At 57.7% G+C, this 8,549-nt stretch carries 9 protein-coding genes and 1 pseudogene; 3 read left to right on the top strand and 7 right to left on the bottom strand.

The window, feature by feature from the left end; translation table 11 throughout:
* On the top strand, positions 1-617 hold a 617-nt coding region (locus Q7T06_RS05305; protein WP_304781406.1), incomplete at its 5' end, for an MFS transporter.
* Here the strand turns inward: Q7T06_RS05305 and metW are convergent.
* Positions 614-1,231: a methionine biosynthesis protein MetW gene (metW, locus tag Q7T06_RS05300; RefSeq protein ID WP_304781403.1), complete on the bottom strand. Its 618-nt coding sequence runs from the start codon at positions 1,229-1,231 to the stop codon at positions 614-616. The two genes, Q7T06_RS05305 and metW, sit on opposite strands and share 4 nt — an antisense overlap.
* Positions 1,228-2,379: a homoserine O-acetyltransferase gene (locus tag Q7T06_RS05295; protein ID WP_304781400.1), complete on the bottom strand. Its 1,152-nt coding sequence runs from the start codon at positions 2,377-2,379 to the stop codon at positions 1,228-1,230. The genes metW and Q7T06_RS05295 overlap by 4 nt, the downstream gene beginning before the upstream one ends.
* A 435-nt stretch (positions 2,380-2,814) precedes the next feature.
* On the opposite strand from Q7T06_RS05295, the gene Q7T06_RS05290 reads away from it, so the two are divergent.
* Both Q7T06_RS05290 and Q7T06_RS05285 read left to right on the top strand, forming a co-directional pair.
* Complete coding sequence (locus Q7T06_RS05290) at positions 2,815-3,405, top strand: chromate transporter (RefSeq protein WP_304781397.1); 591 nt, start codon at positions 2,815-2,817, stop codon at positions 3,403-3,405.
* Entirely contained in the window at positions 3,402-3,986 is a 585-nt protein-coding gene (locus Q7T06_RS05285; protein WP_304781394.1) for a chromate transporter, read from the top strand. The genes Q7T06_RS05290 and Q7T06_RS05285 overlap by 4 nt, the downstream gene beginning before the upstream one ends.
* Positions 3,987-3,996: 10 nt before the next feature.
* Here the strand turns inward: Q7T06_RS05285 and ptsP are convergent, their stop codons facing one another.
* The 5 genes and pseudogenes from ptsP to gshA form a co-directional block, all read right to left on the bottom strand.
* A complete protein-coding gene (ptsP, locus tag Q7T06_RS05280) occupies positions 3,997-5,757 on the bottom strand; it encodes a phosphoenolpyruvate--protein phosphotransferase (RefSeq protein ID WP_304781392.1) in 1,761 nt (586 codons plus the stop codon).
* Positions 5,758-5,836: 79 nt separating this feature from the next.
* On the bottom strand, positions 5,837-6,106 hold the full coding sequence (locus tag Q7T06_RS05275; protein ID WP_304781389.1) for an HPr family phosphocarrier protein: 270 nt from the start codon (positions 6,104-6,106) through the stop codon (positions 5,837-5,839).
* Positions 6,107-6,129: 23 nt separating this feature from the next.
* On the bottom strand, positions 6,130-6,537 hold the full coding sequence (locus Q7T06_RS05270) for a PTS sugar transporter subunit IIA (RefSeq protein WP_304781385.1): 408 nt from the start codon (positions 6,535-6,537) through the stop codon (positions 6,130-6,132).
* A 71-nt stretch (positions 6,538-6,608) separates the two neighbouring features.
* A pseudogene (gene gshB, locus Q7T06_RS05265) lies at positions 6,609-7,568 on the bottom strand (glutathione synthase).
* A 90-nt stretch (positions 7,569-7,658) separates the two neighbouring features.
* Positions 7,659-8,549 (bottom strand): glutamate--cysteine ligase (gene gshA, locus Q7T06_RS05260; RefSeq protein ID WP_304781382.1); only part of this gene is annotated, 891 nt, incomplete at its 5' end.

Here is an 8,549-nt window from a genome sequence, read left to right as displayed (position 1 = left end):
CCTTCCGTGATTTCATCACACGTTATCGCTGGCAAGCCGTGCTGATACTGGCGCTGATCCCGATCTATCGGATCAGTGATGTGGTAATGGGCATCAAGGCCAATCCGTATTACGTCGACATGTGTTACAGCAAGGATGAAGTGTCGGCGGTGACCAAGGTATTCGGCGTCGTGATGACTTTGCTGGGTGCATTCATAGGAGGGGCGTTATCGATGCGCTTCGGCATGATGCGCATCCTCGCGCTGGGCGCGATACTGAGTTCCGCCAGCAACCTGCTGTTTGCCTGGCTGGCGAGCCACGGCCACGATGTGACGATGCTGGTACTGGTGATTTCTGCCGACAACCTGGCCAGCGGCATTGCCAGTGCCGCCTTCATCGCCTACCTGTCCAGCCTGACCAATATTACTTATTCGGCCACGCAATATGCGCTGTTGAGTTCGATGATGTTGCTGCTGCCGAAATTTTTGGCGGGATATTCCGGCACCTATGTCGATGCTTATGGCTACGCCAGTTTCTTCACCGCCACGGCCCTGCTCGGTGTACCGGTGATCGTATTGCTGTGGCTGGCGGCCAGAACCCAGGGCGCGCCGGCGCCGATAGAAAACCCTGCCGATTAAACTGCCGGCAGCTGTTTTTTGCGCAGGCGGAACACGGCCAGACTGCCGCGCCAGTTGGGCAGGAAAGACACTGGATGGCCGTCATGCAAGGCCACGCATTCGACAACTTCGAGCCCGACTTCATTGGCGAATTCTTCAAAATCCTTGATCGTCGCGCAACGCAGATTGGGCGTATCGTACCAGTCATAAGGCAGGCTTTTCGACACCGGCATGCGGCCGCGCAACAATGCCAGCCTGTGCGGCCAGTAAGCGAAGTTCGGGAAGGACACTATCGCATCGCGTCCCACGCGTGCGATATCGCGCAACACGCCTTCGACATTTTTCATCATCTGCAATGCCGACAGACACAGCACGGTATCGAATGCATTATCGGCAAAGATCGCCAGCCCCGCTTCCAGATCGCGCTGGATCACCGACACGCCGCGCTCGATACACAGCGGAATCTTGTCGTCGTCTATCTCTATGCCGTAACCGCTGCATTGCTTGTCCGACTGCAGGTAATCCAGCAACACGCCGTCGCCGCAACCGAGGTCCAGTACCTGCGTATCCTTGCGCACCCAGTGCGCGATGAATGCCAGATCCGGGCGCAAGGCGCTCAATTGTTCAAAGTTCATGCGCGTGCTCCCGCTTTCAGGCTGCCGCCATCAATTTCTTCATGCACCCGTGCAAAATACGAGCGCACTACATTCATGTAGCGCTGATCGTCGAGCAGGAAGGCATCATGTCCATGCGGCGCATCGATTTCTGCATAGGTCACGGTGCGCTTGTTGTTGACCAGCGCCTGCACCATTTCATGGCTGCGTTCCGGCGCAAAACGCCAGTCGGTCGTGAATGACACCAGCAGGAATTGCGCGCGCGTGTTCGACAAGGTCTTGGTCAAGTCGCCGCCGAACTCTTTCGCCGGGTCGAAGTAGTCGAGCGCCTTCGTGATCAGCAGGTAGGTATTGGCGTCAAAGTATTCAGAGAACTTGTCACCCTGATAGCGCAGATACGATTCGATTTCAAAGTCTATGCCGAAGCCGAACTGATACGAACCGGAACGCAGGTCGCGGCCGAATTTCACCGCCATGTCATCGTCCGACAGATACGTGATGTGGCCGAGCATGCGCGCCACGCGCAAGCCATTCTTCGGCACCACGCCATGCGCATAATAGTCGCCGCCGTGGAAATCGGGATCGGTCAGGATCGCCTGCCGCGCCACGTCGTCGAATGCAATATTTTGTGCCGTTAATTTGGAAGTCGATGCAATCACCACGCAGTGACGCAGGCGCTGCGGATACAGGATGCTCCACGCCAGCGCCTGCATGCCGCCGAGCGAGCCGCCCATCACCGCCGCGAATTGCTGTATGCCCAGCGCATCGGCCAGCCGCGCCTGCGACTGTACCCAGTCTTCCACTGTGACCACAGGGAAATTGGCGCCATACGGCTTGCCGGTCGCCGGATTCGCATGCATCGGGCCGGTCGAGCCGAAGCAGGAGCCGAGATTGTTGACGCCGATGACAAAGAACTTGTCGGTATCGAGCGGCTTGCCGGGACCTATCATGTTGTCCCACCAGCCCTTGACGCCGCTTTCATAGCTGCCAGCCACGTGATGCGAAGCATTGAGTGCGTGGCACACCAGCACCGCATTCGAATGGTCGGCATTCAGGGTGCCGTAGGTTTCATACACTAGCGTGTAGTCGGTCAATTCCGCGCCGCTTTGCAAAGGCAAGGGCGTCGAAAAAAACATGGATTGCGGCGCAACGATTCCGAGAGAGGTCATGTTATCTATTCAGGAGAACAGCGCGCGCATGCGGCACTGGTTTTCTCTGCAACTTAAAAAAGCCAAAAAACAAGGCCCAAAAGCAAAGGCCAAAAAACAAAAGCCCGAAAGCGCTACGCTTGTCGGGCTAAATCGGGACTCAATGCTGAGCACGCTTTAGCCGTATTTATTATGCGCCCGCAAGCTGATGTCAAATCGGCGCCATACCGTAAGAATAAACAAGTCGCCCGCCGCAGTCAAACTGCAGACGATCCGGCGCACGCATATAAAAATGGCAATGCGCCGCAAACGCCACGCGCTGCACCGAAAAAGCCGCTGCCGGCTGGCCATTTCCGTCGCCTGCCACCGGCTTGCAGATGCTAAACTTGCTGCTGACCGACTTGAGAACGATCGTCACCGTGACTGCATTGCTCAAGCAATCATCTTCTCCATCCGATGCCTGACCAGCCCACAAATGACAGCCCGACCCGCGAGCGCCCGCGCCCGCAATCGCTGACCGACCTGTTTATTTCCTTCACGCTGCTGGCGTTGCAGGGATTCGGCGGCGTACTGCCCATCGTGCAACGCGAACTGGTCGAGAAAAAACAATGGCTGACGCCAGAAGAGTTTGTCGAAGACTGGGCTGTCGCGCAAATCATGCCGGGCCCGAATGTCGTCAACATGTCCATCATCATAGGCGGACGTTATTTCGGCCTGCCCGGCGCACTGGCCGCACTGGCCGGCATGCTGACCCTGCCTTTGCTGCTGGTACTGCTGCTGGCGATACTGTACGCGCCCTACGCCGCTCAGCCGCAAGTCATCAACGCCTTGCGCGCGATGGGCGCGGTTGCTGCCGGGCTGATACTGGCAACCGGCGTGCGCCTGATCGGCGCCCTGAAACGCAATCCACTCGGGCCGCGCACATGCCTGGCGCTGAGCGCCCTGTGCTTCAGCGCCGTGGCCCTGCTGCGCGTGCCGCTGATCTATCCGCTGTTCGGCCTGGGCGGTATCGCCTGCATACTGGCGTATCGAAAGCTGGCGCGATGAGTGAACCGCTGCAGCTGGCACTGCAATCCTCCGACTGGCTGCAGCTGTTTCTGCACTATCTGTCGCTGTCGCTGTTGTCGCTCGGCGGCGCCCTGGTCACCGCGCCGGAAATGCATCGCTATCTGGTGGTCGAACAGCACTGGCTGAGCGATCCGCAGTTCAGCGCCTCGATTTCGATTGCGCAGGCCGCACCCGGCCCGAACATCCTGTTTGTCGCGCTGATGGGATGGAATATCGGCTTGAATGCCGGCACGATGACAACCGGCCTGTTCGGCATGGCCATCACGATGGCCGGCATACTGATACCGAGCTCGGTATTCACCTACACGGCTACGCGCTGGGTACATCGCAATCGCGAACTGCGGGCCGTGCGCGCCTTCAAGCAGGGGATGGGGCCTATCGTGGTGGGACTGGTGCTGGCAACCGGATGGATACTGGCCAGCGCGCACAGCATGCCCTCACAGGACTGGCCGCTCTGGCTGCTCAGCTTCGCCACCATGGTGCTGGTGGTGAAAACCCGCATCCACATCCTGTGGCTGCTTGCCGCCGGTGCGCTGCTGGGCTGGCTTGGGCTGATCTAGCGACACTGCGTCATTGCGGCGCGCCTTGCAGTCTTAATTGCTCGACTGCCTCGGCGATCGCTTTCGGCTCGAACAGGCGCGCAATCTTGCGCGTGGCCGGCACCAGGACCTGCAGATCGCTGTTGAGGATTTCATTTTTCACGGCCAGCAGTTGCGACGGATGCATGGAGAATTCACGCAAGCCCATCCCCAGCAACAGCCGCGTCATCTGTATGTCGCCTGCCATTTCACCGCACACCGACAATGGCACGCCGGCCTTGGCTGCAATCGCGATCGTGGTCGACAACAAATACAGGACGGCCGGATGCAGCGGATTGTATAAATGCGCAACTTCATGATCAACGCGGTCGATCGCCAGCGTGTACTGGATCAAATCGTTGGTGCCTATCGACAGGAAGTCCAGCCGCTTGATGAACAGCGGCAAGGTCAGTGCTGCGGCAGGGATTTCTATCATCGCTCCCACCGGCATCACTGAATCGAACTTGATCTTTTCTTCGCGCAGCTGTGCCTTGGCCCGCTCCACCATGGCCAGTGTCTGATCGATCTCGAATGCATGCGCGAGCATCGGAATCAGCATCTTGACCGGGCCAAACGCAGAGGCGCGCAAGATCGCGCGCAATTGCGTCATGAACATTTGCGGCTCGGCCAGACAGAAACGGATTGCGCGCAAACCCAGCGCAGGATTGAGCGCCGTTTGCTCGGCAAAATCCATCGGCTTGTCGGCGCCTATATCCAGCGTACGTATCGTGACCGGACGCCCCTTCATCGCGACCACGGCTTGCTTGTAAGATGCGAACTGCTCGTCTTCAGTCGGCAATTTGTGGGGATGGCCGGTGCGTCCCATGAACAGGAATTCGGAACGGAACAGGCCAATGCCATGTGCGCCGGCGTCCAGCGCATGACCGCAATCGTCAGGGAATTCTATGTTCGCCAGCAAAGTGATCGCCGTGCCATCGAGCGTGATGGCCGGCGTCTTCTTCAGCTTGCCGAGCTTCTTGCGCTCGCGCAACTGTCTGGCCTGCTTCTCGCGGTATTGATCGAGTACGACCGAGGTCGGCGCCACCACCACCACGCCGGCATCGCCGTCTATGATCAACCAGTCGCCCTGCAGGATCAGTGTCGATGCGTTGGAGACACCGACCGTGGCCGGGATGTCCAGGCTGCGCGCAACAATGGCGGTATGCGAATTCTGCCCGCCCACATCGGTGATGAAACCGCTGAATGCGCGATCACGGAACTGTAGCATGTCGGCTGGCGATATATCGTGTGCGACGACTATCATGCTGGCGCCGCCTTCCGCGCCATCGACCTTGGGCAGGAAGTTGGCGCTGCCGGTCAGGGCTTTCAGCACGCGCTCGCCGACCTGCTGGATATCCGCCTTGCGTTCGCGTAAATACGTGTCTTCTATCTCTTCAAACTGCGCTGACAATTCTTCAATCTGCGTGACCAGCGCCCACTCGGCGTTGTAATAACGCGAGCGGATGATATCGAGCGGCATTTCCGAAATCATCGGGTCCGACAGGATCAGCGCATGCACGTCGATGAAGGCGCCCAGTTCTGCCGGTGCATCCGGCGGCAGCTCGTTCCAGATGTTCTGCAATTCGGCATGCACGGCAGCAATCGCGCATTGCAGGCGCGACACTTCCGCCTCGACTTGATCGTCGGCGATCAGGTAATGCTGCACATCGAGGGCGGCGGGCGCGAGTATGTGCGCGCGCCCGATTGCGATGCCGCGCGATACAGGTATGCCGTGTAGCGTGAAAGGAGTCATCCGTGTGTCCGTATCAGGAAAAACTGCAGGCAATAGCCAGCCTGTGTGTGAGGGCAAAACGCCCGCCATGCACGCCGGCTTATTCGCCTTCGCCGAATTTATCCTGGATCAGCAATGCGAGCGCATCGAAGCACTCCTGCTCATCCGGGCCATTGGTTTCCAGCGTGACCTTGGCGCCCTTGCCGGCCGCCAGCATCATCACTCCCATGATGGACTTGGCATTGACACGACGCTTGTTACGCGTCATCCAGACTTCGCTTTTGTACTTGGCGGCCAATTGCGTGAGCTTGGCGGAGGCACGTGCATGCAGGCCGAGCTTGTTGATAATTTCAATTTCTTGTTCGATCATTTTTCTTATGGCTATGGTTCAAATTAATTTGGCGCAAGCCGCACGCGATTGTCTACCCTGACTGCACCACCCTGACCGCCGGCGAGCGCCATTTCCACCACGACATCCAGCGTATCGTGCCGATAGGTAATCGCGCGCAACAACATGGGCAAGCTGATGCCGGCTATCACCGCCACATTCTCGACATTGCACAAACCCAGCGTGCAATTCGATGGCGTGCCGCCCATCACATCGGTGATCACCAGCACGCCGGAGCCGTCGTCCAATCCTGCTATCGCATTCTTGGCCAGTTGTTCGACTTCATGCGTATCCTGATCCGCATTGACATCGACCGCTTCCAGTCTTTCCGGGCGCGCACGAAACACATGGGTCGCCGCCGAAATAAAGGCTTGCCCCAAGGGTGCGTGTGTCATCAATAGGATACCGACCATCAGCTTTGTTTAATCCGCTTTTTTAAAAACAACTGCTTTGTTCATATCTGCCGGCAATATCTGCCTACGCATCATACATTCCATGTTTCAGCCTGCTTCTCCAGCGCATCGATGAACATTGCAGCGACATCGAAACCGGTTTGGTGCCTGATTTCCTGGAAGCAGGTGGGGCTGGTTACATTCAATTCCGTCATGTAATCGCCTATCGCATCCAATCCTACCAGCAACAAGCCTCTTTTTAAAAGAATTGGTGCCAGCGCCTCGCCGATTTCACGATCACGTTCCGAGATTGGGCGCGCCACGCCGAGGCCACCGACGGCAAGGTTGCCGCGTATCTCGCTACCCTGCGGAATACGCGCCAGGCACTATGGCACGACCTGGCCGCCTATCAGCAGGATGCGTTTGTCGCCATCGACGATTTCGGGGATATAACGCTGCACCATGATGCTACGGTGACCATTATCGGTCAGCATTTCTATGATGGAGCCCAGGTTCAGCCCATCATCTTTGACGCGGAAGATGCCGGCACCGCCCATGCCGTCGAGCGGCTTGAGGATGATATCGCGATGCTCGTGATGGAAAGCCCGCGCCCGCAGCGCATCGCTGGTGACCAGCGTAGGTGCGATGTATTGTGGAAATTGTGCGATCGCGAGCTTTTCATTGTGGCTGCGTACCGCTTCCGGCTTGTTGAAGATGCGCGCGCCCTGTTTTTCTGCCAGCTCCAGCAGATAGGTCGCGTAAATGTATTCCATGTTGAAAGGCGGATCGGTGCGCTCGAGCACCGCATCGAAGGCAGTCAGCTCTTGCTCGGCCGGCGCGTCGGCACGATACCAACCATCATCGTCATCGTCGCCCGTCATCGTGATGCGCGTCACATTCGCCACCACGCGACCGCCCTCGAAGGCCATATCCTTGTGCTGGAATACATGGATGGTGTGGCCGCGCCGTGCCGCCTCGACCATCATCGCATAGGTCGTATCCTTGTATATCTTGAAGCCATCCAGCGGATCGCATACAAAAGCTATTTTCATCCAGTACATCCTGAAAAATCACCTGGCCCGCGCAAAATTGCGCAGCAAGGTTTGGTTAATGCAACCGCGTTTGCAAGATGCGATAGTGCGTCAGTAGACTTCCGGATTCGGATCGGTTCTTTCCATTTCCAGCGACGCCGCCAGCAATGCCAGGCGCGCCACGACGCCATAGATATAAAAGCGATTCGGCGCGGCGGTACCCGGCTTGGCCTGGTAATCGGGCAGCGCGTGCTGATGCGCAAACGCCAGCGGCACGAAATGCGCGCCCGGCGCATTCAGGTTTTCATCGGTGCCGCGCTCTGCGTGCACGCGATAAAATCCGCCAACGACGTAGCGGTCTATCATGTAGACGACCGGTTCGGCCACCGATTCATTGATATGCTCGAAGGTCGGCACGCCTTCCTGGATGATCACTTCATTGACTTCCAGCCCATCCTTGACGACCGACATCTTGTTGCGCTGCTTGCGGTTCAGGTTCTTGACTTCGCTCGCATCGTGCACGGTCATGATGCCCATGCCATAGGTGCCGGCATCGGCCTTGATGATCACGAACGGCTTTTCCTTGATGCCGTATTCCTTGTATTTCTTGCGTATCTTTGCCAGCAGGGTATCCACATTCGAGGCGAGGCAATCTTCACCGGTCTGCTCATTGAAGTTGACGTCATCGCACTTCATGAAATACGGATTCAGCATCCACGGATCGACATCAATCAGCTTGGCGAATTTCTTGACGACTTCATCATAAGCGGCAAAATGATTGGTCTTGCGCCGCACTGCCCAGCCTGCATGGAGAGGTGGTAACAGATTCTGTTCGTTCAGGTTTTCCAGTATCGAAGGCAAGCCGGCCGACAAATCGTTATTCAGCAGGATCGTGCAAGGATCGAATTTCTTCAAGACGACGCGGCGGCCATTATGCGAACGCTCCAGCGGCTCCAGCGTCAGCGTGGTGCCGTCCGGCTGTTCTATCGGCGTCGGGCCCGT

The organism is Herminiimonas sp., from assembly GCF_030645555.1.
Taxonomy (GTDB): domain Bacteria; phylum Pseudomonadota; class Gammaproteobacteria; order Burkholderiales; family Burkholderiaceae_D; genus Oxalicibacterium.
The sequence above is the reverse complement of the archived record's forward strand: the minus strand, read 5'-3'. Positions and strand labels throughout refer to the sequence as shown.